Source organism: Mycobacterium heidelbergense (assembly GCF_010730745.1).
Classification (GTDB): Bacteria; Actinomycetota; Actinomycetes; order Mycobacteriales; family Mycobacteriaceae; genus Mycobacterium; species Mycobacterium heidelbergense.
The window spans coordinates 812,722-836,949 of the sequence record NZ_AP022615.1 but is presented as its reverse complement, the minus strand read 5'-3'; the positions used below and the strand labels follow the sequence as shown (position 1 = coordinate 836,949).

Here is a 24,228-nt window from a genome sequence, read left to right as displayed (position 1 = left end):
AAGCCTGGGGGCCATCTTCACGCCTCGGCGGCCAGTTCGACCCCAGCGGGGGCGTCGACGACGACCGGGGTCACGCCACGCCAACGGCGCGCACTTCGGCAAGGGCGTCGGCAGCAGCACACACCCCGGGATCAACTGGTTTCCCTGCCTGACGACGATCAAGCCACGCGGTAAACCCTATCGACATGCACGACAATCGCGCCGCACACTCGATTAGGACGGGTTGGGACTCGGAAATGCGCCGCAAAGAACCTTCGGCGGGCACATCGCGGATCTGTCCGCGTGAGGGGGAGCTGGCCGGGGCGCCGGTGTCAGGTCGTGGGTTGTCCGGCCACCACGTAGCCGAGTTTGAGCAGGGCGTTGCGGAACTTCAGCTCTTGATCGAGCGGGACGGCGAGATGTTTGTTGCCAATTAGGCGGCATAACGGGCGGAGATTACGGTCTCGGGCGATGAGTGCGGCGGTGGCAGGGTCCGCACATTCGATCACGCGGGCGTGTCCAAGGTCGGCGAGCTGCCCGGCTCGGCGGTGGACGTCCGCCATCATGGTGTTCAGCGCGCTGACCAGTTCGTGCCCGGTGCGCTCACCCAGGAACGTGGTGAGTTCGGAAAGTTGGCGGCCGGAATTGATCGCCGAGAGCAGGCTTGTGGTCGAGACCGTCCAGACTCGATCGGCGGTCTGTTTGGCATAGGCGGTGAGGAAGAGCCGGTCTGCGGCTGGGATGTCCCCGGTGGCGACAATGTCGAGGTTGGGCAGCACCTTCAGCGGTGCAGCGTCGGTGGCATCGGAGTCGACCGGCTGGTAAGTATCGGTCAAACCGAGCGCGTAAGCGCCGAGCGCATTGAGCCTGATCGACTGCAGGCCGTCATAGCGGCTGAGGGCATCTAAGTCGTCGCTGCCCCAGTTTTCCCTGAAGTCCTCGCGTGCGCCGGCGGGATGGATGTAGTCGAGGTCGACCAGGCCCAGGGTTCCCGCGTACTCGAACAGGACGGCCATGGTGTAGCGACCTTCGAGGATTTTCCAATTGTGGTAGCCGTCGTAGCCGAGGCTGCCGTACTGCGGATCGATGAGGTAGAGCTTCCATAGCGCCATCTCGTTGCGGGCGATGGTGGGGCTCATGTTGCCGCGGCGCATGGTGCTGAACAGATTGTCCACGCCGATCCACTCGCCCAGCGGGCATCCGGTCAGCGCCTCGTCGACCAACTGACGGCGGGTCTTGGCCGCGGTGAGCACATTGCGGGAGCGCTGACCCTTGATGTTGTCGATCCGGCTGAACTCGTCGATCACCGCGTGGGTGAGCCAACGCTGCCACAGGTGGCGGATGACGTTGGCCGCTGGTTTGCTCAGCGCCGCAAGGCCTTTCGGTGTCGGTTGGAGCCGGGTGCCGTCAAGTCTGGCTAGTCCGCCGGCCTGGATCAGAAGCGGCCAGGCGAAGCCGGCGATGGGTTCGCCTGCGTAGAAGTCGCCGTCCGCAAGGTGCGTCTCGACGATGCGGATGGTCGCTGCCGAGGGCCGGCCGGTCTTTCCGCTGCACTTTATTTCGCCGGCCGCGCACAGCTCGAGCACAGTGCGCAGGTTGGCAAGGGCTTCGGGCGATGTCAACCGCACCCGGTGTTCGTCGACATCGTGCAGGGGGCCCACGGTGTTCACGCTCTTTTCACCCAGCGGCGGTACGCCTCAATCCATTCCGCGCCCTCGGGGTGCGGTGTAGGCAAGGGAAGGTTCAGGATTGGGATGCGCTGTGTCGACGGGCCGCGCCTGCAAACGGCCACGATCTGCTCGTTGTCGGTCAGGTCGACACCCGCCACGGTCACGTCCACGCCGAGGACCACGGTCTGAAACGGCACGGCGAGATGCTCGTCGAGTGCGGTGTACAAGCCGGTCACGCACTCGCTGTCGTTGTAGCAGTCGATGGTCGCCTGCGCGATCAAGGCATCCAGCGTCGCGTTACGCGATCCACCCATCTGCTCAGCCTCTCATCCAGAAGGACCACGATGACACAAAGGTAATTCAGGCAATTGATTTCGCCCGGCATTCTGGTCGACTCACGGCATAGACGTCGTCCCGCCGCGGGCGGGGGCGGCACCGCGTTTATTGGCGGTGATCGTATCCAGCGTTCGGCTCGGTCGTGATGATTCTTTGACGCCGCCGAGCGGCTGTCCGGTTTCGAGCCTGTGCAATCGCGCCATCACCGTCTCAATCAAGTGTTCGGACGGCCAGCCTTCGGTGATCTCGGCGGGCAGGCTCTCGATACCTGAGCGGACGCGCATTGAAAGTTCGTCGAGCGCCCGCTCGGCTTCGCGAGCGGGGAGGCCCATGGCCTTCGCCTCGTCGAGAAGCGCCTGTCGATCCACCTTGGCAAGCGACTGCTGCGCACCGATCCTGGTGCCCATGATCCCCGACAGCTCGGGGTATTCCAGCGTGCATAGCGAATCGTAAAGGGGCGCTACCCTAACCACCCCGTCGTGCAGCATCAGTGAGTAGTTCTTGCCGTGGCCGTCCTCGTCGCCGACGACCGCGCGAAACGCGACCTGCTGGTAGATGGTCGTTATTTCCCGCTGCGGGGAGTCGGCGAATTCGCGCAGCACGCGGGTCATGCGTTCGGAGGGCCGACCGATCAGGTACTTGTCTTTCGGGCGGAGCCCGACGGCCTGGCACATGTCCTCCTGGTGCAGGCGCTGTACTGTTCCGTCGCTGCGAACGTTGCGGTCATAGCGCTCGGCGACGAGCGCGGTCGCATCGCCGATCCGCTCGATCCACACCGCGTTATCCGACAGGCCGCATTCCCGGGACAGGGCGAGCACCAGTGCCTCGTTCTCGGCGCTGTGGGGCCACACGGTGGTGGGCTTGATGATGTGTGTCGAGGGATACCCATCGACCGGCATGCACCACCGCCCGTTCACGCGGGTCAGCAGCAGTTTGTCCTGAGCGCCCGCCAGTGACATCCGGATTCCCCTGGCGGGGTCGGCACCCAGAGGTCTGGTCGGCAGGTTGCGGATGAGGTCGGCAAGTTCCTGCTCGCTCAGCGGAGACGACGGATGCCCCTCGGTCGGCAACCCTTCTCCGGCAGGCACGACGACAACCGCCCCGGCGCATTCCCGCCCATATTCGGCAAGGAGTGCCAGGACATCGGAGGGGGTTGCCGGAGCTCCCGACAGATCGAGTTCTACACCCCGCAGCCGCGCGGCAGCGGTCTGCAACGCGCGACCTTCCGGAAGCAGTCCTTCGAGGAAGGACCGTGAAACTGAGGGTGCGTTCGCTCCCGGGATCGAGGGGAGGGAGCAGGACAGGATTGGTGCGCCACCGCTGTAGCCGAGGCGCCCCTCGTCGGTGTACTCGATCACGACGTTGCGTCCTCGTGATTTCGGGGTGACTCGGGCTGTGAGCACTCCGTGCAGCCAAATGTCCAGGCTCATCGGGCTTTCCAGCCTTGGCGAGGGCGAACCACCAGTTCGAGGTCGAGCGCGGCGAGCGTGTCGAACAGCTTCTCGATGGCCTTGGTAGCTTCGCCGGTTTCGAGTTGGGCGATGGAGAATCGGTTGGTTCGGGATCGCTCGGCAAGTTCGCTCTGGGTCAGTCCCTGAGCCTGGCGCTCAGCGCGCAGCGCACGCCCCAGCGCGGACGCTGAGCGCGCCGTCATCTCGCGACCGCCGGATGTTGGCATTTCCTCACATTAGGCAGTGTCCCCGTTGATGTCAAGAAATCATTATATTGCGCCATACCCGGGCTAATGTTCGTCTTTCCCAACATTTAGGTCGGCCGATGGCGGACAGATGGCTTTTCCCCGCGCGCACCGAGGAAGTTATACTCAGATATAACTCGGTGGAGGTGATGTGACGTGTACACAACGAAGCTTCGCAAAGTCGGCGGTTCGGTGATGCTGGCGATACCTCCCGCGTTCCTCGACGTACTTCGCCTTCACGCTGGGGCAGCGGTCGCCCTGTCGGTCGACGAGGGCCAGCTGGTTGTCGAACCGCAGGTGCGCCCTCGCTACACGCTGGATGAACTGCTGGCTCAGTGTGACGCCTCAGCCGACCCCACGGTTGAAGATCGGGAATGGCTCGATGGCAAACCGGTCGGCGGTGAGTTGCTCTGATTGAGCGCGGCGAAATCTACATTGTTTCGCTTGATCCAACATCGGGCCATGAGCAGCGTGGCACGCGCCCGGTGTTGATCGTGTCGCCAGCCGCATTTAATCGTCTGACGAAAACGCCGGTGGTGCTACCGATAACGCGCGGCGGAAACTTTGCCCGTACAGCGGGCTTCGCGGTATCGCTGGCAGATGCGGGCACCCGCACGACCGGCGTGGTTCGCTGCGATCAGCCACGCGCAATCGATATTGGCTCGCGTGACGGCCGCAGAGTCGAACGTGTGCCGCCCGCGGTCTTGGGCGAAGTACTGGCCAAGCTTGCCACTGTCTTTGAGTGAGCGCGAACAACAAAATTCCCTGGCCCGTAGCCCATAACCCAGAGGTCGCAGTTCGAATCCTGTCCCCGCTGCCAGCGGAATGGCCCTCGGAGATTTCTCTTCCGAGGGGCGGCCTGTCCTCTGATCCACTTGGGCCGAGCGGTGACGAGCCAGAAACGCCGCGACGGCTTCGTCGATGAGGGCCGCTTCCCTTGCCTTTCGCGAACTCCAATGCACAATGACACCGTGCTGACTGCGGACATCGCGATCGAGTGGCCGGAAGGCTAGTGGGCCCGCCGCCGCGGAAGGGCCGCTGACGTGCAGGGCTTCGGCTTCCACACCCTGGCGCTGCTGACCGCGGTGGGCTTCACCGGGCCGCTGCTGGCCTCACTGCCGCGCCTGCGGCTACCGGTCGTCATCGGTGAGCTGACCGCCGGGCTCGTCATCGGCAAGACCGGCTTCGGCGTCGTCGACGTCGCCGACCCAACGTTTCAGCTATTCGCGAACATCGGCTTCGCATTGGTCATGTTTGTCGTGGGCACCCACGTTCCGATCCGCGGCGGCGGGCTGCGCTCGGCGGTGCCCCTGGCACTGGCGCGGGCGGTCCTGGCCGGCGGCGTCGCGGCGGTTCTCGGCGCCGGCCTGGCGGCGGAGTTCGGGACCGGCCACGCGGCGCTCTACGCCGTCCTGATGGCCTCCTCGTCGGCGGCCGTGGCGCTGCCGCTGATCGATTCGCTGCGGCTGCGCGGACCGCATGTGCTTTCCGCGACCACGCAGATCGCCATCGCGGACGCCGCGTGTATCGTGTTGCTGCCCTTGGTGATCGACATCCAACGGGCGCCGACCGCGGCGCTCGGCGCGCTGGCAATCGCGGGCGGCGCGGGGCTGCTGTTCGTGCTTCTGCGCGCGGTGGACCGCCGGGGATGGCGTCGGCGCGTGCACACCTATTCCCAGCGGCGACGATTCGCGCTGGAACTGCGCACGAACCTGGTCGTGCTGTTCGCGCTGGCGGCGCTGGCCGCCAGCACCCACGTGTCGATCATGCTGGCCGGCTTCGCGCTGGGTCTGGTGATCGCTTTGGTCGGCGAACCGCGGCGGCTGGCGCGCCAGCTGTTCGGCATCACCGAGGGGTTCTTCAGCCCGCTGTTTTTCGTCTGGCTGGGCGCCTCGCTGCAGGTGCGCGAATTGGGTTCGCACCCGAAGCTCATTCTGCTGGGGGTGGGCCTGGGGCTGGGTGCCGTGCTGGCGCATTGCGTGGGACGGCTGCTGGGCCAGCCGCTGACGCTCGCGGTGCTGTCGGCCGCGCAGCTCGGGGTGCCGGTGGCCGCGGCCACTATCGGCACCGAAGGGCACCTCCTCGTCGCGGGCGAAGCGTCCGCGTTGATGTTCGGCGCCCTGCTGACGATCGCCTGCACGTCGATCGCGGGCGCGGTGGCGGCGCGCGGCCAGGCCGCCCGAGAGGCGGGACAGCCCGCCGCCGACAAGTCCACGTGAGCGCACCCGAGGAATTGGCACAAAGTCCCTTTTGCTAGAGCCGTCGTGCCCTCGTGCGGCCCGGCGCGATTGCGCGATCGTGGATGCGACCACGCATTACCGAAGGGAACGCGAGCCATGAACGTGCGCTTTCCGGATGCCGGCACACTCCGGACGGTCCTGAGCCTGGCGTCTCGGGCGCCCTCGGTGCACAACACGCAGCCGTGGCGGTGGCGGGTGGACGCGGCGAGCCTGCACCTCTACGCTGACGAGGCCCGGCAACTGCCCAACACCGACCCGGACGGCCGGGACCTGATCCTGAGTTGCGGTGCGGCGCTGCATCACTGTGTCGTTGCCTTGGCGGCCGTCGGGTGGCGATCCAAGGTGACCCGGCTGCCGAACCCGGCCGACCCCGACCACCTTGCGGCGATCGAATTGTCCTCGTATCCGGCCGATTCCGTCGACATAGCGCTCGCGGCGGCGATACCGCGGCGCCGCACCGACCGGCGCTACTACAGTTCCTGGCCGGTACCGGTGGGCGACATCGCGCTGATGGCCGCGCGGGCGGCCCGAAACGGCGTGACGCTGTGCCAGGTTCAAGACGTCGACCAGCTGCATAAGATTGTCGCCCAATCCGTCTGGGATCATCTAAACCGCGATTATCTCGCGGAGCTCACGGCGTGGAGCGGGCGCTACGCATCGGTGGCGGGCGTTCCGGCGCGCAATACCCCGGTTTCGGACCCGGAGGCGAAGATACCGGGCCGGTTCTTCGCCGGTCCCGTGCTGCCCATGGCACCGGCCTCGTCATCCGCCGACGAGAATGCCGTCGTCCTCGCCCTGGGAACCCGGGCCGATGACCGGCTGGCACGGCTGCGCGCCGGCGAGGCCACCAGCATCGTGCTCCTCAGCGCGACGTCGATGGGGTTGGCCAGTTGCCCGGTCACCGAGCCGCTGGAGATCGCCGAAACACGCGAGTCGGTCCGCTCCGACATCTTCGGCGGCGGCGACTACCCGCAGATGCTGCTTCGGGTGGGCTGGGCGCCGATCAATGCGGACCCGCTGCCGGCGACACCCCGTCGCGAACTCTCCGACGTCGTCGAATGGGCGAACGAGCAAAACATTCACCGATAGGGCGACCCGAACCGCTATGCCGCACACCCGAATAGGCGGATGATGTGTCGATGAGCGGATACGGCAAGGACTCCGACGTCGCGTCGTTCGATGCGGCCGGGCTGCACCGCCTCGTCGAGGTGCTGATCGAGCGCGGCTATCGCGTGGTCGGACCGACGTTGCGGGACAACGCGATCGTGCTGGCGGAACTGGAGTCGGCGGCCGACCTGCCGCGCGGCTGGGGTGTCGACGTGGGCCCCGGCCACTATCGGGTGCGCCGTCGCGGCGACGACGCGGCGTTCGGGCATTCGGCCGGGCCGCAGTCCTGGAAACAGTTCCTCCACCCCCCGCGGCAGCGCCTGTGGGCCGGCACGCGCGACGGGCCCGGCGGCGCGCAACCCGACGAGGAGGTCCCGCGGTACGCGTTCCTCGGGGTGCGCGGCTGCGACCTGGCCGCGATCGCCACCCTCGACCGGGTGCTCGGCCGTTCCGAGTATCCGGACAACGCCTTTGTCGGCCGTCGGCGGCGGGCCTTCGTGGTGGCGGTGAACTGCACCGAGCCGGGTGGGCTGTGCTTCTGCGCGTCGATGGGCACCGGCCCCGCGGTCGGGCCGGGCTACGACCTTGCCCTGACCGAGCGCCTCGACGGCGACGCGTCTACGTACCTCGTCGACGTCGGCAGTCAGGAGGGCGCCGACGTGCTCGCGGCGGTCCCGCACCGGGCGGCCGGCACCGACGAAATCCGTTGCGCGCGCGACGATGTCGAGGCCGCGGTCGACAAGATGGGCCGCCGGATGCCGGACGCGGACCTGCGGGACCTGCTGATTCGCTCACGCGAGTCGCCGCAGTGGGAGGAGGTCGCCGGTCGCTGCCTGACGTGCGGCAACTGCACGATGGTGTGCCCAACGTGCTTTTGCACCAGCACCGAAGACGTCAGCGACCTCACCGGCGAGCACGCCGAGCGCTGGCGGCATTGGGCGTCGTGCTTCGAGTTCGATTTCACCTTCATCCACGGCGGCGGCAGCGTCCGCCAGTCCGGCGCCTCGCGCTACCGGCATTGGCTTACCCACAAACTCGGCACCTGGCACGACCAGTTCGGCATGTCGGGCTGCGTCGGCTGCGGGCGATGCATCGCCTGGTGTCCCACCGGGATTGACATCACCGCGGAGATGACCAAGATGGCCGGCGATGACTGACCACTCTCCCATGGCGCCGGTCCCGTACCGGGTGCGCGACCGCGTCGTGGAGAGCCCGGATTCGGCGACGCTCACCCTCGAACCGCTCGACGCGCCCCTGCGGGCACCGCAGCCGGGGGAATTCATGATGCTCTACGCGTTCGGGGTGGGCGAGGCGGCAATCTCGATCAGCGGCGATCCCACCGTCGCCGACGGGTCGATCACCCACACGATCCGCGCGGTCGGCGCGGTGAGCCGGGCGCTGCACGACGCCGAACCGGGCAGCGTCGTCGGGGTGCGAGGCCCATTCGGCACCAGCTGGGGGCTGGCCGAGGCCGTGGGCCGGGACCTGGTCCTGGTCGCCGGCGGGGTGGGTTTGTGCCCGCTGCGGCCGGCGGTGCTGGGCGCGCTGGCCCAGCGATCGCGCTACGGCACGGTGACGCTCGTCGTGGGCGCCCGCTCGCGGGCCGATTTCGTGTTCGCCGCCCAGCTCGAAAAGTGGGCCGACGACCCGCAGATCGAATTGCATTTGATCGTTGACGCCCCGGCGCCGGGCTGGCGCGGCGAGGTCGGCCTGGTCACCGAGCCGCTGCGGCGGCTTGCGCTCGACCCCGGCCGCACCACCGCGTTCCTGTGCGGGCCCGAGCCGATGCTGCGATTCGGCGCCGAGGCCTTGCTGGCGAAAGGCGTTGCCGCTCAAAATATTCGGGTCTCGTTGGAGCGCAACATGCAGTGCGGGATCGGTTGGTGTGGCCATTGCCAGCTGGGTCCGCTGCTGCTGTGCCGGGACGGGCCCGTCGTCGGTTACGACGTCGCGGGTCCGCTGCTGACGGTGAAGGAGCTTTAGATGGGCCGGCCCACCCTGGCCGTGTGGAAGTTCGCCTCGTGCGACGGTTGCCAGCTGACCCTGCTGGACTGCGAGGACGAGCTGCTCACCCTCGCCGACCACGCGCAGATCGCCACCTTCGCCGAGGCCTCCAGCGCGGCGGTCGGGGGTCCCTACGACGTGTCGCTGGTCGAGGGCTCGATCACCACCCGCCGCGATGAGCAACGCATCCACGAGATCCGGGAGCAGTCGACGCTGTTGGTCACCATCGGTGCGTGCGCCACGGCCGGGGGAGTGCAGGCGCTGCGCAACTTCGCCGACGTCACCGAGTTCGCCTCCGTTGTGTACGCCAAACCCGAATACATCGACACGCTGGCGACTTCCACGCCGGCGTCGGCGCACGTCAAGGTCGACTACGAGCTGCCGGGGTGCCCGATCGACCGCGGTCAGCTGCTCGACACCCTCGCGGCGCTGCTGATCGGGCGCAAACCCCGGATTCCGGCCAAGACGGTGTGCACCGAGTGCAAACACCATGGTGTGACGTGTCTGGTTGTGGCGGAGGGGATTCCGTGCCTCGGCCCGGTCACCCACGCGGGTTGTGGGGCACTGTGCCCACGGCATCACCGCGGCTGCTATGGCTGTTTCGGCCCGTCCGCGGCGCCCCGAACCGCGACGTTGATCCCGCTGCTGCGCCGCGACGGCATGTCCGACGGCGACGTCGACCGGGTGTTCTCGACGTTCAACGTGGCCAGTTTCACCGCCGAGCGGAGCCAGCGGTGACTCCGGAGACCCGCACGCTGAGCGTCGGCACGCTGACGCGGGTGGAAGGTGAAGGCGCGCTTCATGTCACGCTGAAGGACGGGGCGCTGGAAAGCGTGCGGCTCAACATCTATGAGCCGCCGCGGTTCTTCGAGGCGTTCCTGCGCGGACGCGCCCACACCGAGCCGCCCGACCTGACGGCACGCGTCTGTGGCATCTGCCCGGTCGCCTATCAGGTCAGCGCCTGCAACGCGATCGAAGACGCCTGCGGGGTCGACGTGGACGAGGAGCTCGTCGCGTTGCGGCGGTTGCTGTACTGCGGCGAATGGATCAACAGCCACGCCCTGCACATCTACCTGTTGCACGCCCCGGATTTCCTCGGCTACCCCGACATCATCGGGATGGCCCGCGACCATGCCGCGGCGGTCGAGCGTGGACTGGCGCTGAAGAAGGCGGGCAACCGGCTGATGGAGTTCGTCGGCGGGCGCGCCATCCACCCCGTCAACGTGCGGCTGGGCGGATTCTATTCCGTGCCAACCCGATCGGACTTCACCCCGGTGGCCGAACAGCTGCGTCGGGCGCTGGACGACGCGCTGGCGACCGTCGAGTGGGTGTCCGGGTTTGACTTCCCCGACCTCGAGCTCGACCACGAGTTCTTGGCGCTCACCGCGCCGGGCCGCTACCCGATCGAGAACGGCGCCATCGCGCGCAGCGCCGGCCCGCCGTTTCCCGTGGCCGACTTCATCGAGCACGTGCACGAGTCGCAGGTGCCCTACTCCACCGCCCTGCACGCGACGCTGGATGGCGGTCGCTACCTGACCGGACCGCTGGCGCGGTACTCGCTGAACTCGCCGGCGCTATCGCCCATCGCCGCGCAGGCCGCCGCCAACGCGGGCCTGTCGTCCGAATGCCGAAACCCCTTCCGCAGCATCGTCGTGCGCGCCGTCGAAGTCGTCTACGCCGTCGAAGAGGCGCTGCGGATCATCGACGAATACCGGCGTCCGTCGCGCCCGTTCGTCGACGTTCCGGCCCGCGCCGGCCTGGGTCATGGTGTCAGCGAGGCGCCCCGCGGCCTGCTGTACCACCGCTACCGGATCGGCGAGGACGGGCTGGTCTCGGCGGCGACGATCGTCCCGCCGACGTCGCAGAATCAGGCGGCGATCGAGGCCGACCTGGCCCGCCTCCTGTCGAACAACCTCTCACTCGACGACGGCGCGCTGACCGCGCTGTGCGAGCGGTTGATTCGCAGCTACGACCCGTGCATTTCCTGTTCGGCGCACTTCCTGACGCTGACGGTGCGGCGGGGATGATCGTCGTCGTCGGCCTCGGCAACCGCTACCGGCGCGACGACGGCGTGGGCGTGGCCGTCGCCGCCGCGCTGGACGACCTCACGTTGCCGAATGTTGCCGTGCGAACGGGCATCTCGGATCCGATGGGCCTGCTCGACGCGTGGACGGGCGCCGAGCTGGCCCTGATAGTCGATGCCGCGATCGTCACCCCGTCAACCCCGGGCCGGATCCGTCGCTGCGACGTCCGCGATGTGCCCGCCCAACCGGAAGGATTGAGCTCGCACACGGTCGACATCGGCCGCACCCATGCGCTGGGTCAGGCGCTGGGACGAGTGCCCGGCACGCTCGCGGTGTTCACCATCGAGGCGGCGGACACCGGTCATGGCATCGGTTTGACCCCGCGGGTCGCGCGCGCCGTTCCGGAAGTGGTCGGCATGGTAGCGGCCGAAATCAATTGCAGGCAGCGAGCGGCCCAGGGGCTTCCGTCAATGTCGCGTGGCGTGGCCGGGTGCCGCGACGTATCGCAGCAGGGCACCGACCCCGTCCGTAGGGGCGATCCGGTTGTCGGCCCGGACCAATGACGCGCCAATCGCGATTGCGGTGAACGGCAGGGCCTCGTCGGCCCGTGCGACCCGTACCGCCGGTTCGCCAAGCTCGGACAGCACGTCGGGATCGGGCGCGACGGTGGTGAGGGCTTCCCCGGTGACCACGGTCATATCGTCCAGCTCGCCGACGATCAGCGTGTCGACGTCGCCGCCCCGCAACGCCGCGCATACCGCGGCGAGCCCTTCGGCCGCCAATCCGGAATCGCGACCGGTTTCGGTTTCGAATCGGTCAGCGACGTCAGCCATCTCGATGGCGCGGCGCCGCGCGAATTCCGTCGACGTGAATTCGCGGATCGCTTGTTCGTCGAGACCGGTTCGTCGGGTCCCCGCATGGAGCTGCGACACCCGTTCGGCGACCCGCTCGGGCAGTTCCGAAACCACATCGGTGCGCGCACGAACCTCGCCGCACACGAATACCACTGCGGGATCGGCTTCGTCCACCAGCCGGGTGAGGTGGTGGGCGATGGCGCGGCAGTTCATGCGGATGGCTTCATCGGTCGTGTGCTGCAGGTCGCCATAGCCTTTCCAGCCGGCGGTGCCCGGCTTATGCACCGGATACCCGTCACCCTCGACGGTGGTGGACCTGACGGTGTCGCCCCGGTACAGGGTGACATCGGCGCCGGTGTGATCAACCGCGGCGAACACGTAGGTCGGTCGCGGCGTCGCCAGCTCGATCAGCGGCACGACGTACGGGTAGTCCGAAAGGCGAACCACCGTGGCCGGTGGCGGGCTGGCCAGCTCCTCATTGACCAGGACCTGGTCGCTGGTGGCAATCACCGCGCGGCCGCGCCGCCCCACGGCGGGTCGATGGTTCAGAACGGCTTGCTCAAGCCTGCCAATGATTTCCGCGTCCGCGTCCCGGTCCTCGAGGTGCTTGCGGATATCGCGCCATCTCGCGTCGAGTTGGCCGACGGCATCCGCAGTGTCGTGGGAGTCGTCGAAATACACCGAGGCGAAAGGGCCTTGTGCGGTGACCAGCCCCCGGAGGCGTTCCGATCGCATGCCATGCCTTCCGTTGTTTCGTCTTGTGTTCGCCTTCCCACCGTATGAAAGTCACCCGCGGCACCGCGAGGGTCGTTGGCCCTCCGATTGGGGTCTTAGGTCCCGGTCGATAAATCCCGCGGGCTGGGTCGGCTCGTTGCGGCGCCGTCGCGCCGAACGCCTCATTCATACAGAGCCGACAGGCGGTCGGCGAAGCTGTCGATGACGACCTTGCGGCGGAGCTTCATGCTCGGCGTCAAGTCGCCGGCTTCGACGGTGAGTTCGCGGTCGGCGATCGTGAACTTCTTGATCTGCTCCCAGCGATTCAGCTCCGAGTTCAGCGCGTCGATGTAGCCGGCGATCAGTTCGTGGGTCCTGTCATCGGTGGCTATCTCAGCGAAGGACTTACCCGCCAGGCCATGCTTATCGGCCCAGTCGGTGAGCGCCTCCTTGTCGAGGCCGATCAGCGCCACGCAATATGGCTTGCCTTCCCCGTAGACCAGGAACTCGCTCGCGTACGGGCAGAGGCCCTTGAACCTGGCGTCGATCACCGAGGGCGCCACGTACTTGCCCTGCGAGGTTTTGAACATGTCTTTCTTGCGGTCTGTAATTCGCAGAAAGCCGTCGGCATCGAGCTCTCCGATGTCACCGGTGTGGAGCCAACCGTCCCGGTCGAGCGCCTCGGCGGTGGCGTCCGGCAGGTCGTGGTAGGCGGTCATCACTCCCGGCCCCCTGATCAAAACTTCGCCGTCGCCGGCGATCCTCACCTCGGTGGCCGGGAATGGCCAGCCGACCGTCCCGAACCGATAAGCGTTGGGGCGGTTGATAAATGACGCGGCGGCGCTCTCTGTCAGGCCGTAGCCCTCGAGCACGATGATGCCGATGGCGTCGAACCACTGAGCGACATTACTGTCGAGGGCGGCGGCCGCGGAGACGAAGAACCGCAACCTGCCACCGAAGCGCTTCCGGATGCCGGAGAACACCATCCGGTCGGCCGCTTTGTAGGTCAGCAACGCCGCCCACGACGGTCTCTTCCCCGCCTGGCGGGCGGCCGACACCTGCACGCCGACCGCTATCGCCCAGTCGAACAACCTTTTCGTGAGCCGGCCGCGCTCGGCGACCATCCCCTCGATGTGCGCATGGGCCTTCTCGAAGATGCGTGGCGCCGCACCCATGATGGTGGGACGCAGGGTCGCCAGGTTGTCGATGATCCGCTCGACGCGGCCGTCGATCGCAGTCGGAAAGCCGATCTGCAGGGGGAGCGCCAGCATCACCTTGCCGAAGGCGTGAGCCAGTGGCAGCCACAGATAGTTGAGGTCGTCAGGGCCGAGGATGTTGAGCGCATCAATGGCCGCCGCGGTGTACGTCCACGCTTCGTGTGTCAGCCGTACACCCTTCGGTCGGCCGGTGGTCCCCGAGGTGTAAATGAGGCTGGCGAGTTGGCCCGGGCCGATGGACGCGACACGCTTTTCGACCGCATCGGGCGAGCCGGCGAGCAACCGCCTACCCATCTGTTCGAGCTCGGCAAGGCTGATCACCCAGTCGCCGTCGCCGTTGCCGTCGATGACGACGACCTTGCTCACCTCGGGCAGTTCGTCCCGGTGTTCGAGCAGCTTGTCCACTTGGATTCGGTTCTCGGCCACCACCACTCGGCTTCCCGAGTTTGACACGATATAGGCGACGTCGCCGGCCTTCGTCGTCGAGTACACGGTCGTCGTCGCGGCGCCGGCGCACATGACCGCGAAATCGACGAGCACCCATTCGTAGCGCGTCGATGAGGCCAGGGCGACCCGATCCTCTGGTGCGATTCCCAATGCGATCAGCCCGCCGGCGATGTTCTCGACGCGTTCCCCGACCTGCCGCCAGGTCACGCTCTCCCAGTGGTGATCCTGGGGGTATCGAAAGGCTTCCGCGTGCGGGCTGGCCGAAACGCGGTCGAGGAGCATGCGCGCCACCGACGGCGCGCGGCGCTCGATTTTGCCGAAGTCGGGCCTCTCCTGCGAGGCGAGTGATGCGTTCATGTTGGTATCCGCGGATGTTGGACCAAGTAGCCGCCGGCCGGTGGCCTGTAACACACTCTGGCGGGCTTCGCGGGTCACCGGTAGAGACGAAAGTCGTCCGGTCGTTCACCCGGGTCTCATCGGCAGGCCAACGCGGACCCAGGTGATGACGCGTGGGACGCACGAAAGTGACTAAGGCCCCGAGCATCTGTGCCTTTGCGCCCTTACCCGATCGCGGGTCGCCGCCCAGCATGGACCCGTCGGAGCCGCATTCTCAAGGAGTTGGCCATGGCCATGAAGTCGCTTGTCGTCTGCGCTTCGAGATCGCACGGCAACACCCGCCGCGTGGCCGACCGGATAGCCGAGGTGCTTGCCGCCGAGGTCGTCACACCCGAGTCGGTCGATCCCGAAATCGTTCGCGGGTACGACCTCGTCGGTTTTGGCTCGGGTATCTACTACATGATGGTGGATGCGAGGCTGCGGAAGTTGATCCGCCGCCTCCCGGCCGTCGACCGGCACATCCGGGCGTTCACATTCTTCACCAGCGGCGCCCGCGAGATTCCGCTGTTGGGTTACAACAAACCCGTTCGGGAGCGGCTCGAGCAGAAAGGCTTCGAGGTGATCGGTTCGTTCTCCTGCCGAGGGTTCGACACGGTCGGGCCGTTCGGGTTCATCGGCGGGATCAACAGGGGACGGCCTGACGACCTGGACCTCGATCGGGCCGCGGAATTCGCGGAGCGCCTTCGCGAACGGGTCGGGGGCGCCCAGCCCGCGTGTTGAGTCATGAGTAGCAGGATCGTCGTCGAAGCGGAAGTCACCGCTTGCCAACATCTTTGGAGGTATCAAAGTGCGTGATGGCGTCCCGCTGGGTCGAATCGCCGGGTTCGAAGTGAAGGTTCACTGGAGCGTGATCGTGATCCTGTGGTTGTTCACGTGGAGCTTGGCAACCACATTGCCCGGCGCCGTCGCGGGTTATTCGCGACCCGTCTATTGGCTGGCCGGAGCCTGCGGCGCGGTGGTGCTGCTGGCGTCACTGCTGGCACACGAACTCGCGCACGCGGTCGTCGCCCGTCGCATGGGGGTGAGCGTGGGCAGCGTGACGCTCTGGCTGTTCGGCGGCGTTACCAGCCTCCAGGGCGAGGCGAAGACACCCCGGGCGGCCTTCCGGATCGCGTTCGCGGGTCCGGCCACCAGCCTGGTGCTGTCGGCGGCGTTCGCCGGGCTGGCGGTGGCGCTCGCCGCCGTGGGCGCGGCGCCCATCGCGGTCAACGTTGCGTGGTGGTTGGCCGTCATCAACCTGGCGCTCGGCTTGTTCAACCTGCTGCCGGGCGCCCCGTTGGATGGCGGCCGGCTGGTGCGCGCCTATCTGTGGCGCCGCCACGGCGACAGCGTCCGCGCGGCGGTCGGCGCGGCGCATGCCGGACGGGTGGTCGCGATCGTCTTGATCGTGTTGGGGCTGGCCGAGTTTCTCGCGGGCGGCCTTGTCGGCGGCGTCTGGCTGGCGTTTATCGGCTGGTTCATCTTCGCCGCCGCGCGCGAGGAGGAAATGCAGGTGACGACGCGGCAGGCCCTCGCCGGGGTGCGTGTCACGGACGCCATGACGGCCGACCCGCATGCCGCTCCCGGCTGGCTTACCGTGCAGGACTTCATCGAGCGCTATCTGCTGGGCGACCGCCACTCGGCGTACCCCGTCGCCGATCCCGACGGGTCGATCGTGGGGCTGGTCACGCTGAGGCAGCTGCGTGATGTTGCGCCCGGCCGACGCGCGACGACCACCGTGCGCGAAATCGCCCTACCGCTGGACGCCGTGCCGACGGCGGCGCCGTCGGAGCCGCTCAGCGCGCTGATCGAGCGGTTGGCCGCCGCCGGACACGGCGGCGGTCGCGCGCTGGTCATCGACGAGGGCAGGGTAGTCGGGATGGTCACGCCGGCCGATCTGGCGCGGCTGATCGAGGTCTACCGGCTCGCCCACCCCGGACCGGGCCTGCCCGCGGCGATCGTGGCCGCGAACCGCGCACGCGAACGGTCTTGACGGCCACGATGTTTCGGCTGACGTTCCCGATCCGGAGTGCGGTACAGGTCGGCGCGGCGCGCTTGGCCAGCGCGGTGACGCTGTTCGGCGTCGCGGGCTTGGCGGCGCTGCTGGCGGTGCGCGAACACCGGCTGCACTGGACGTTGGCGTTGCTTGCCGCCGTGGCGCTGATCGCGCGCGGCATCCTGCTGGGCCGACCGGTGACCACCCGGCACGCGCTGTACGCCGCCGCCGCGGCGGGCGCCGGGGTGTGCGCGCACCTCCTATCGTTCGGGGTGCTCGGCGACGTCCTTATCGCCGGCAGCGGCCTCGCGCTCATGTCGCCCACCACGGCGCGACCGCAACCGGAGCTCCTGGAGCAGGTGTGGGCGCTGGTCAGCGCCACCCGCGAGGATCCGTTGGCGCCCTTCGCCATGCACTCGACCAAGAGCTATCACTTCAACGCCGACAGGTCCGCGGCGATCGCGTACCGCACCCGGCTCGGGTTCGCCGTCGTCAGCGGCGACCCGATCGGCGACGCCGCCCAGTTCGACGACCTCGTCGCCGATTTCGTCCGCATGTGCCGCGGCCGGGGCCGGCAGATCATCGTATTGGCCGGCGGCGAACGGCATCTGAGGCTGTGGCGCAAGGAGACGGTCGGCCAGCCGATGCTGGCGGTGCCGATCGGGCGCGACGTCGTCGTCGACGTCCGCCGCTTCACCCTGGCCGGGCGCCGCTATCGCAACGTCCGGCAGGCGGTGCAGCGCACCCACAACCGCGGGGTCACCACCGAGATCGTCGACGAGCAGCGGCTCGACGGCGCGCTGGCCGGCGAGCTGACCGAGGTGTTGTACGCCGCGCACCGTGCCGCGCGCACCGACCGCGGGTTCTGCATGAATCTCGACGGGGCGCTGGAGGGTCGCTACCCCGGCATCAAGCTGGCCGTCGCGCGAGACCGGCGCGGCCGGGTGGTGGCGTTTCACCGATACGCGACGGCCGACGAGGGCGCGGAGGTCAGCCTTGACGTGCCGTTCCGGCGCCCGGGCGCCCCCAACGGCATCGACGAGCGGCTCACCGTCGACATGATTGCCTATGCCAAAGATACTGGTGCGCTGCGGCTTTCGCTGGCGTTCGCGGCGTTTCCGGAGATCTTCGACGCCGATCGCCGGGGCCCGTTGCAGTGGGTTGCGTATCGGCTGATCCATTTGTTGGACCCGCTGATCCGGCTCGAGTCCCTCTACCGTTACCTGTCCAAGTTCCATGCGCTGGCGCAGCGGCGCTACGTCGTGTTGTGCGCCCACCACATCCCGGCCGCGCTGCTGGTGTTGCTGTCGCTGGAGTTCGTGCCGCGCCCGCGCCGGCTGCACCGGCAAGCGCGGCGGGGCCCTCGGGCTAGGACTTCGCGAGCGGCGGTGGGCCGAACCGGAAGCGGCGGCCCGTGACCGTCTCGGCGATCACCCGGACATAGTGCGTCTTCTCCGTCGTCGTCCACGACAACAGCTGGGCGCGCTCGGCGTCTTCGATCTCCTCATCGGTGCGAAGCGAGCGCGCCCAGCCCTTGACGATCACGCTCCAGCCCTCGGCGACGTTATGGTCGTCGGCCTCGAACAGCACACGATTGTTGATCGCGGTGCTCACCAGCTTGGTGCCTTCCGCGGTGCGAAACAGCACCGTGCGGCGCTGGACGACGTAATTGACGGGGAAGATCTCGGGTTGCCCGTCCACGCTGGTGACCAGCCGCCCCAGCGCCACGCCGGCCAGCAGGTCCCAGCATTCGTGCTCCGGCAGGATGGTCACCCCGTCATCGGTGAAAGACACGAGACACCCCTCTGTGATGGGTCATGGCGCTAAGCCTAGTGACGAAAGGCGCGCGCGGGCGCCGGCCGAACGTCCCGCCCGGCAGGGACCAAAGTTGTTTGACCGCTTAGCCATCGGTGCGACTAGCGGATCCGCAGGACGTCGTCGGGCGGTCGCCGCGGCGTCGGCGGAGGAACGGCTTCCATCGGCGGCGCTATCCCGGCGCGGATCAGCACCTGTGGCCGGCCGCCGTCCTTCAGCATGCCGCGGACGATTTCGCGGCTTTCGTCCAGCTCGATCAGATGGGTCAGCGTGCAGGTCGCCAGGAAGGCCATCGTGCACTCCAGCAGCACGGTCGACAACACCTCACCGCACCGCAACAGATCCGACCTGGTGTCCTCCGGGGTCGACAGCACGAGGATTTTCGACCAGTCCACCGCGATCTCGGGCCGCCGATCCTGGCGGCCCCGGACCGGGAATTCGCGTCCCACATCGACCCGGCGGCTTTCCCGGTCGGACGCCAGCGCGCTCGGCGGCACGCCCTCGGTCGATACGAACGGCGAGGTCCACCATTCGAGTTCGGCGTGATACGTCGCATCGTCACGGCGAAGCGCCTCGGTGAGCTGCGAGGCTTCGACGAGCTGCGGTCGCACGTCGTCGGACAGCACGTCGAGCCGCACCAGGCTCTCGTCGAACGTGCTCCGCAACACGGGTTCGAACAGCCCCCAATACGTGGGCTGTCCCATCGGAAGCCGGTCGGTCCGGCGTTGCAGGATCGCCTTGGCGCGGTCGCGCTGGGTCCCGGTCACGTGGTCGACGGGAGTGAATTCGATCGATGCCAGATGGGTGGGGTCATTCGGGTTGGGAAACCGTTCGATTTCGGCGAGCCAGCCCCCGGCGAGCATGGCGACCCGGAGGTGATCGAGCGCGGCGCCGCAGCTGATGATCGCCTCCCGGCCGGAAGGGTCCGCGCCGGGCACCGTCCGGTCACGATCGACGAACAGGCGCAACACCCCGCCCTCGGCCTCCCACCGCCACGGCTGGCTGTTGTGCAGCGACGGGGCCCGGCACGCGAGCTGCACCGCATCCTTGAGCGTCTGGGTGTCCAGCGTCGCGTTCATGGTGCCAATCCCTCGGGGAGCCTTCGGTTCACCATCGAGACTAGGCGGCACCGGAGTCGGTGACTAGGGCCGTTTGTCGCAGGAGGCGGCGCGCTGCGGTTGCCGACTTTTCGGAAATGGACCGCGGTTTCGCGGTGCCCAACGGCCCGACGCTGGGGACCAAGGACCCTGGCGTCGGTGTGCGCGCATGCCCGAGGGTCGACGTGAGACAGGAAGCGGGTGAGCGCAATGACCCAAACGACGGTGGACACCGGCGTGATCACCGGCGCCGTGGAGCTGGCGTGCCGGGCTCCCTCCCTGCACAACATCCAGCCCTGGCGATGGGTGGCGGGCCGCGCGAGCGTCGACCTGTTCGTCGACCCGCACCGAACCGTCACATCGACCGACAAGTCGGGCCGGGAAGCGATCATCAGCTGCGGCGCCGCGCTCGACCACTTCCGGGTCGCGATGGCCGCGGCGGGCTGGGACACCGACGTCGACCAGTTTCCCAACCCGAACAACCTCGACCACCTCGCCTCGACCGACTTCGCTCCGGTCGACTACGTGGCGCAGGCGCGGCGGGACCGCGCCAAGGCGATCCTGCAACGCCGGACCAACCGGCTGCCGTTGCGCGCCCCCAAGCACTGGGCGTCGTTCGAACCCGTGTTACGCAGCTCATTCGACAACGATGTGGTCACCCTCGACGTACTGGCCGACGATGCGCGACCGCGGTTGGCGGAGGCGTCTCGGCTCACCGACGCGTTGCGCCGCTACGACGATTCTTATCAGCATGAATTGCTTTGGTGGACATCGCCGTTGCGGGAGGCGGAAGGGATACCCGATAGCGCGCTGGTCTCGGAGTCGGATGCCCGCAGGGTCGACGTGAACCGTCGGTTCCCCGTCGACCCGCTGGATGAGCGGAGCTCCGCCGGCACGTACGACGAAGCGAAGATCCTCGTGCTGTCCACCCCCGGTGACACCCGCGTCGACGCCCTCAATTGCGGTGAGGCGCTGTCGGCGATCCTGCTGGAGTGCACGATGGTCGGCCTCGCGACGTGCCCGGTCACGCACGTCACGGAGCTGGAATCCAGTCGCGACATCATCCGGGACCTCGCGGCCGGTGCGGCGGCGGTGCCTCAGGTGCTGGTCCGGGTCGGCATCGAACCCGAGGGCGAGCTGACTCCCAAGCCGACGCCGCGTCGGCCGTTGGCCGAGGTATTGGAGATCCGCGGCTAGCCGGTCGGACGCTGCCGGCACCGAGTCTGCGCTCAGAGCCAGCTTTTTCGGCTTTCCGTCGCCCCCAGGGCAGTCTCGACGCGTCAGTGAACGCAGGGCGCCGATCACGAAGCCGACGAATGGCCCGCGAGCCCGGGACTTCTGTCCCTATCGCCGATTGCGGCCGACTGGTCGGATGGACTCGGATGGACAGTGTCAAATACGACAAAGATCGAGCTCTAGGAGACACCGATGAGCACTCTTCCCGTTCAGCGCCGGCCGGGCGGCATGTGCACGTCCAGCCCGCCGGCGGACAGTAATCGTGGTGCGTGATGACTAGAGCAGCCGATGCCACCCGCCACGCCCCCCGGCGCGTGTTCCGCGACCGCCGCGAGGCCGGCCGGGTACTGGCAAACCTCCTTGGCGCCTACCGCGACCGACAGGACGTGATCGTCCTGGGCCTGGCCCGGGGTGGGCTCCCCGTCGCGTTCGAGGTGGCGGCCGCGCTGCACGCCCCGCTGGACACCCTGATCGTGCGCAAACTCGGCGCCCCCGGCCACGAGGAGTTCGCGGTGGGGGCACTGGCGAGCGGGGGTCGCGTGGTGATCAACGACGATGTCGTGCGGGGTTTGCGGATCACGCCGCAGGACCTGCGCGCCATCGCCGACCGTGAGGGCCGGGAGCTGGTCCGGCGCGAAGCCGCCTACCGCGACGGGCGTCCGCCCGTCGACGTGGCCGGCAAGACGGTCATCCTCGTCGACGACGGTTTGGCCACGGGCGCAAGCATGTTCGCGGCGGTGCAGGCGCTGCGCGAAGCCGGGCCCGCGCATGTCGTGATAGCGGTGCCGGCGGCCGCGGAATCCACCTGCCGGGAATTCGCCGGCCTCGTCGACGACGTCGTGTGCGCGTCGATGCCCACCCCGTTCCTCGCGGTGGGGGAGTCGTTCTGGGACTTCCGCCAGGTCACCGACGAAGAGGTTCGTCGGCTGCTGGCCACCCCGACGACCGAGGCCCCGCCAAGCGGGCCCGCGGCGCGGACACCGGCCGAGGTGGTCGGCAGCGTGGCCATCGATGCGCCGCAGGGCATCCCGCCGCGCACGACGTTGGAGGCGCTGATCGGCGACGCGCGGATCGTGCTGATCGGCGAGAGCTCCCACGGCACGCACGAGTTCTACGAGGCCCGGGCCGCCATCACGAAATGGCTGATCGAGGAGAAGGGTTTCTGCGCCGTCGCCGCGGAGGCCGACTGGCCCGACGCCTACCGGGTGAATCGCTACGTGCGCGGCCTCGGCGACGACAACGACGCCGACGAAGCGCTGAGCGGATTCGAGCGCTTCCCGGCGTGGATATGGCGCAACACCGTCGTTCGTGACTTCGCCGAATGGCTACGCGCCCACAACCGACTGCACGAGTCGAGCGATCAGCGGCAGGCCGGCTTCTACGGCCTGGACCTCTACAGCCTGCACCGGTCCATGCACGAAGTGATCACCTATCTCGACAGGGTCGACCCGGCGGCCGCGGCGCGGGCGCGGGAGCGTTACGCCTGCTTCGACCACGCGTCGGCCGACGACGGTCAGGCGTACGGCTTTTCGGCGGCGTTCGGCGCCGGCCCATCCTGCGAGAACGAAGTGGTCGAGCAGCTGGTCGAGATCCGGCGCAAGGGGCTGGCCTACGCGCGCAGGGATGGCCTGCTCTCCGAGGATGAAGCGTTCTACGCCCAGCAGAATGCGCAAACGGTGCGCAACGCGGAGGTGTACTACCGCGCGATGTTCAGCGGGCGGGTCACCTCGTGGAACTTGCGTGACAAGCACATGGCGCAGACCCTCGAGGCGCTGCTGAACCACCTGGACCGCCACCACGACGTGCCGACCGCACGAATTGTGGTGTGGGCCCACAACTCTCACGTCGGGGACGCGCGGGCCACGGAAGTGTGGGCCGACGGACAGCTCACGCTCGGCCAGCTCGTCCGCCAGCGGTATGGCGAGAAGTGCCGCCTCATCGGGTTCAGCACCTACGCCGGCACGGTGACCGCCGCCAGCGAGTGGGGCGGCGCCGCCGAACGAAAAGCCGTGCGCCCGGCGCTGAACGGCAGCATCGAAGAACTGCTCCACGAGACCGGCAGGGACGCGTTCTGCGTGTCGGCGCTCCTCAGCCCCGAGGCCGCGGAGCCGCTCGGCACCGTTCGATTGGGGCGCGCCATCGGCGTGATCTACCGGCCCGAGACCGAACGGCAGAGCCACTACTTCCACGTCCGGGCGGCCGACCAGTTCGACGCGATGATCCACATCGACACGACGCGGGCGCTCGAACCGCTCGAACCCACGAGCCTGTGGATCGCCGGCGAAACGCCGGAGACGTACCCGAGCGGCTTGTAACCGCGGACGCGGGGCCACGAGAAGCATGCGGACGCCAGCCGAGCCGGCTCCCGGCCAAGCGCAGATCGCCACGCTGACGATGAACCCGGCGCTTGACATCACGACGAGCGTCGACCTCGTGCGGCCGACCGAAAAATTGCGTTGCCAGACAACGCGTTACGACCCGGGTGGCGGTGGCATCAACGTCGCTCGCGTCGCGCGCGTGCTCGGTGCGTCGGTCGTGGCGGTGTTTCCCGCCGGCGGGCCGACCGGGGATCTTCTCGTGAGCCTTCTCGGCGATGCGGGCGTGCCGTTCCGGAAAGTCCCGATCGCCGCGTCGACGCGCGAGAGCCTCACCGTCAACGAAACCAGCAGCGGCCAGCAGTACCGGTTCGTCCTGCCGGGGCCGCGGCTGACCGTCCGCGAACAGGCGCACTGCCTCGAGCAGCTACGGGCGGCAACGGAATCGGCCGAATTCGTGGTGGCCAGTGGCAGCCTGCCGCCCGGCGTAACCGCCGACTTCTACCAGCGGGTGGCCGACATCTGCCGGCACCGGGGCGCCCGACTCATCCTGGACACCTCCGGCGGCGGCCTGCAGCACGTGTCCTCGGGGGTGTTCCTCCTCAAGGCCAGCGTGCGAGAACTGCGGGAATGCGTCGGACGGTCGCTGGCCACCGAAGCCGACCAAATCGCCGCCGCACACCAACTCGTGGACAGCGGCCGCGCGCACGTGGTGCTGGTGTCCTTGGGATCCCATGGCGCGCTGCTTACGACACGGCGTGCGAGCCAGCGCTTTTCGGCAATTCCGATGGCGGGCGGGAGCGGGGTGGGGGCGGGTGACGCGATGGTCGCCGCCATCACCGTCGGGCTCGGTCGCGGCTGGCCGCTTTCCAAATCGGTTCGGTTGGGCATCGCCGCGGGCGCGGCGATGCTGATGACGCCGGGAACGGCCGCCTGCGAGCGCGCGGACGTGGAAAGGTTGTTCGCCCGATCCGCGGAACCCTGCGACGTTCCCCGCCCCTGAAAGCACCCGGATCGCCGCTTGGGGACGAACGGCTTCCCAGATGAGGCCTAACGACCCCTCCGCCAACCGCGCCGGCGCAATAGCCTGACATCGAGCGATCGAA

At 68.1% G+C, this 24,228-nt stretch carries 23 protein-coding genes; 15 read left to right on the top strand and 8 right to left on the bottom strand.

Going from position 1 to position 24,228, the window contains the following annotated elements:
* Positions 1-311: 311 nt before the first annotated feature.
* The 4 genes from G6N25_RS03975 to G6N25_RS03960 form a co-directional block, all read right to left on the bottom strand.
* Positions 312-1,649, bottom strand: coding sequence for a helicase-associated domain-containing protein (locus G6N25_RS03975; protein WP_083073802.1), 1,338 nt, complete (start codon positions 1,647-1,649; stop codon positions 312-314).
* Positions 1,646-1,963 carry a hypothetical protein gene (locus tag G6N25_RS03970; protein ID WP_083073803.1) on the bottom strand — a complete coding sequence of 106 codons (318 nt, stop codon included), beginning with the start codon at positions 1,961-1,963 and terminating at the stop codon, positions 1,646-1,648. The genes G6N25_RS03975 and G6N25_RS03970 overlap by 4 nt, the downstream gene beginning before the upstream one ends.
* An 81-nt stretch (positions 1,964-2,044) precedes the next feature.
* Positions 2,045-3,415, bottom strand: a complete 1,371-nt coding sequence (locus G6N25_RS03965; protein ID WP_083073804.1) for a HipA domain-containing protein — start codon at positions 3,413-3,415, stop codon at positions 2,045-2,047.
* Positions 3,412-3,663, bottom strand: coding sequence for a helix-turn-helix domain-containing protein (locus tag G6N25_RS03960; protein ID WP_083073805.1), 252 nt, complete (start codon positions 3,661-3,663; stop codon positions 3,412-3,414). Before G6N25_RS03960 ends, G6N25_RS03965 begins: the two co-directional genes overlap by 4 nt.
* A 174-nt stretch (positions 3,664-3,837) precedes the next feature.
* On the opposite strand from G6N25_RS03960, the gene G6N25_RS03955 reads away from it, so the two are divergent.
* The 9 genes from G6N25_RS03955 to G6N25_RS03915 all read left to right on the top strand — a co-directional run bounded on the left by G6N25_RS03955 (position 3,838) and on the right by G6N25_RS03915 (position 11,619).
* Entirely contained in the window at positions 3,838-4,095 is a 258-nt protein-coding gene (locus G6N25_RS03955; RefSeq protein ID WP_083073806.1) for an AbrB/MazE/SpoVT family DNA-binding domain-containing protein, read from the top strand.
* Positions 4,092-4,427, top strand: a complete 336-nt coding sequence (locus G6N25_RS03950; RefSeq protein ID WP_276005534.1) for a type II toxin-antitoxin system PemK/MazF family toxin — start codon at positions 4,092-4,094, stop codon at positions 4,425-4,427. The genes G6N25_RS03955 and G6N25_RS03950 overlap by 4 nt, the downstream gene beginning before the upstream one ends.
* Before the next feature lie 297 nt (positions 4,428-4,724).
* Positions 4,725-5,900 (top strand): cation:proton antiporter, encoded by a 1,176-nt coding sequence (locus G6N25_RS03945; RefSeq protein ID WP_083073808.1) that lies wholly within the window; start codon positions 4,725-4,727, stop codon positions 5,898-5,900.
* A gap of 117 nt (positions 5,901-6,017) precedes the next feature.
* Positions 6,018-7,010 carry an Acg family FMN-binding oxidoreductase gene (locus G6N25_RS03940; protein WP_083073809.1) on the top strand — a complete coding sequence of 331 codons (993 nt, stop codon included), beginning with the start codon at positions 6,018-6,020 and terminating at the stop codon, positions 7,008-7,010.
* A gap of 50 nt (positions 7,011-7,060) precedes the next feature.
* Positions 7,061-8,185: a 4Fe-4S dicluster domain-containing protein gene (locus G6N25_RS03935; protein ID WP_083073907.1), complete on the top strand. Its 1,125-nt coding sequence runs from the start codon at positions 7,061-7,063 to the stop codon at positions 8,183-8,185.
* Positions 8,178-9,011 (top strand): FAD/NAD(P)-binding protein, encoded by an 834-nt coding sequence (locus G6N25_RS03930; RefSeq protein ID WP_083073810.1) that lies wholly within the window; start codon positions 8,178-8,180, stop codon positions 9,009-9,011. Before G6N25_RS03935 ends, G6N25_RS03930 begins: the two co-directional genes overlap by 8 nt.
* Positions 9,012-9,770, top strand: coding sequence for an NADH-quinone oxidoreductase subunit B family protein (locus tag G6N25_RS03925; RefSeq protein WP_083073811.1), 759 nt, complete (start codon positions 9,012-9,014; stop codon positions 9,768-9,770).
* Positions 9,767-11,059 (top strand): Ni/Fe hydrogenase subunit alpha, encoded by a 1,293-nt coding sequence (locus G6N25_RS03920; RefSeq protein WP_083073812.1) that lies wholly within the window; start codon positions 9,767-9,769, stop codon positions 11,057-11,059. Before G6N25_RS03925 ends, G6N25_RS03920 begins: the two co-directional genes overlap by 4 nt.
* The gene (locus G6N25_RS03915) at positions 11,056-11,619 is read left to right on the top strand and encodes a hydrogenase maturation protease (protein WP_083073813.1); all 564 of its coding nucleotides are present in this window, start codon (positions 11,056-11,058) and stop codon (positions 11,617-11,619) included. Before G6N25_RS03920 ends, G6N25_RS03915 begins: the two co-directional genes overlap by 4 nt.
* On the opposite strand, the gene G6N25_RS03910 is transcribed toward G6N25_RS03915, so the two are convergent.
* Both G6N25_RS03910 and G6N25_RS03905 read right to left on the bottom strand, forming a co-directional pair.
* Positions 11,524-12,645, bottom strand: coding sequence for an Rv2629 family ribosome hibernation factor (locus G6N25_RS03910; protein ID WP_083073814.1), 1,122 nt, complete (start codon positions 12,643-12,645; stop codon positions 11,524-11,526). The genes G6N25_RS03915 and G6N25_RS03910 overlap by 96 nt on opposite strands.
* Before the next feature lie 161 nt (positions 12,646-12,806).
* Positions 12,807-14,645 carry an AMP-dependent synthetase/ligase gene (locus tag G6N25_RS03905; protein ID WP_083073815.1) on the bottom strand — a complete coding sequence of 613 codons (1,839 nt, stop codon included), beginning with the start codon at positions 14,643-14,645 and terminating at the stop codon, positions 12,807-12,809.
* Positions 14,646-14,912: 267 nt separating this feature from the next.
* Here G6N25_RS03905 and G6N25_RS03900 point away from each other — a divergent pair, with 267 nt between their 5' ends.
* From G6N25_RS03900 to G6N25_RS03890, 3 genes are all read left to right on the top strand, one after another.
* Positions 14,913-15,404: a flavodoxin family protein gene (locus G6N25_RS03900; RefSeq protein ID WP_308204607.1), complete on the top strand. Its 492-nt coding sequence runs from the start codon at positions 14,913-14,915 to the stop codon at positions 15,402-15,404.
* Positions 15,405-15,471: 67 nt separating this feature from the next.
* On the top strand, positions 15,472-16,656 hold the full coding sequence (locus G6N25_RS03895; protein WP_083073816.1) for a site-2 protease family protein: 1,185 nt from the start codon (positions 15,472-15,474) through the stop codon (positions 16,654-16,656).
* Between the two features lie 8 nt (positions 16,657-16,664).
* Positions 16,665-18,077 carry a bifunctional lysylphosphatidylglycerol flippase/synthetase MprF gene (locus G6N25_RS03890; protein ID WP_083073909.1) on the top strand — a complete coding sequence of 471 codons (1,413 nt, stop codon included), beginning with the start codon at positions 16,665-16,667 and terminating at the stop codon, positions 18,075-18,077.
* Here G6N25_RS03890 and G6N25_RS03885 read toward each other — a convergent pair.
* Positions 18,028-18,453, bottom strand: a complete 426-nt coding sequence (locus G6N25_RS03885; RefSeq protein ID WP_083073817.1) for a pyridoxamine 5'-phosphate oxidase family protein — start codon at positions 18,451-18,453, stop codon at positions 18,028-18,030. The genes G6N25_RS03890 and G6N25_RS03885 overlap by 50 nt on opposite strands.
* A gap of 122 nt (positions 18,454-18,575) precedes the next feature.
* A complete protein-coding gene (locus tag G6N25_RS03880) occupies positions 18,576-19,553 on the bottom strand; it encodes an Acg family FMN-binding oxidoreductase (RefSeq protein ID WP_083073818.1) in 978 nt (325 codons plus the stop codon).
* A gap of 228 nt (positions 19,554-19,781) precedes the next feature.
* On the opposite strand from G6N25_RS03880, the gene G6N25_RS03875 reads away from it, so the two are divergent.
* The 3 genes from G6N25_RS03875 (at position 19,782) to G6N25_RS03865 (ending at position 24,125) form a co-directional block, all read left to right on the top strand.
* Positions 19,782-20,768 (top strand): Acg family FMN-binding oxidoreductase, encoded by a 987-nt coding sequence (locus tag G6N25_RS03875; RefSeq protein ID WP_083073819.1) that lies wholly within the window; start codon positions 19,782-19,784, stop codon positions 20,766-20,768.
* A 311-nt stretch (positions 20,769-21,079) separates the two neighbouring features.
* On the top strand, positions 21,080-23,122 hold the full coding sequence (locus tag G6N25_RS03870; RefSeq protein ID WP_083073820.1) for an erythromycin esterase family protein: 2,043 nt from the start codon (positions 21,080-21,082) through the stop codon (positions 23,120-23,122).
* A 25-nt stretch (positions 23,123-23,147) separates the two neighbouring features.
* On the top strand, positions 23,148-24,125 hold the full coding sequence (locus G6N25_RS03865) for a 1-phosphofructokinase family hexose kinase (protein ID WP_083073821.1): 978 nt from the start codon (positions 23,148-23,150) through the stop codon (positions 24,123-24,125).
* Positions 24,126-24,228 lie beyond the last annotated feature (103 nt).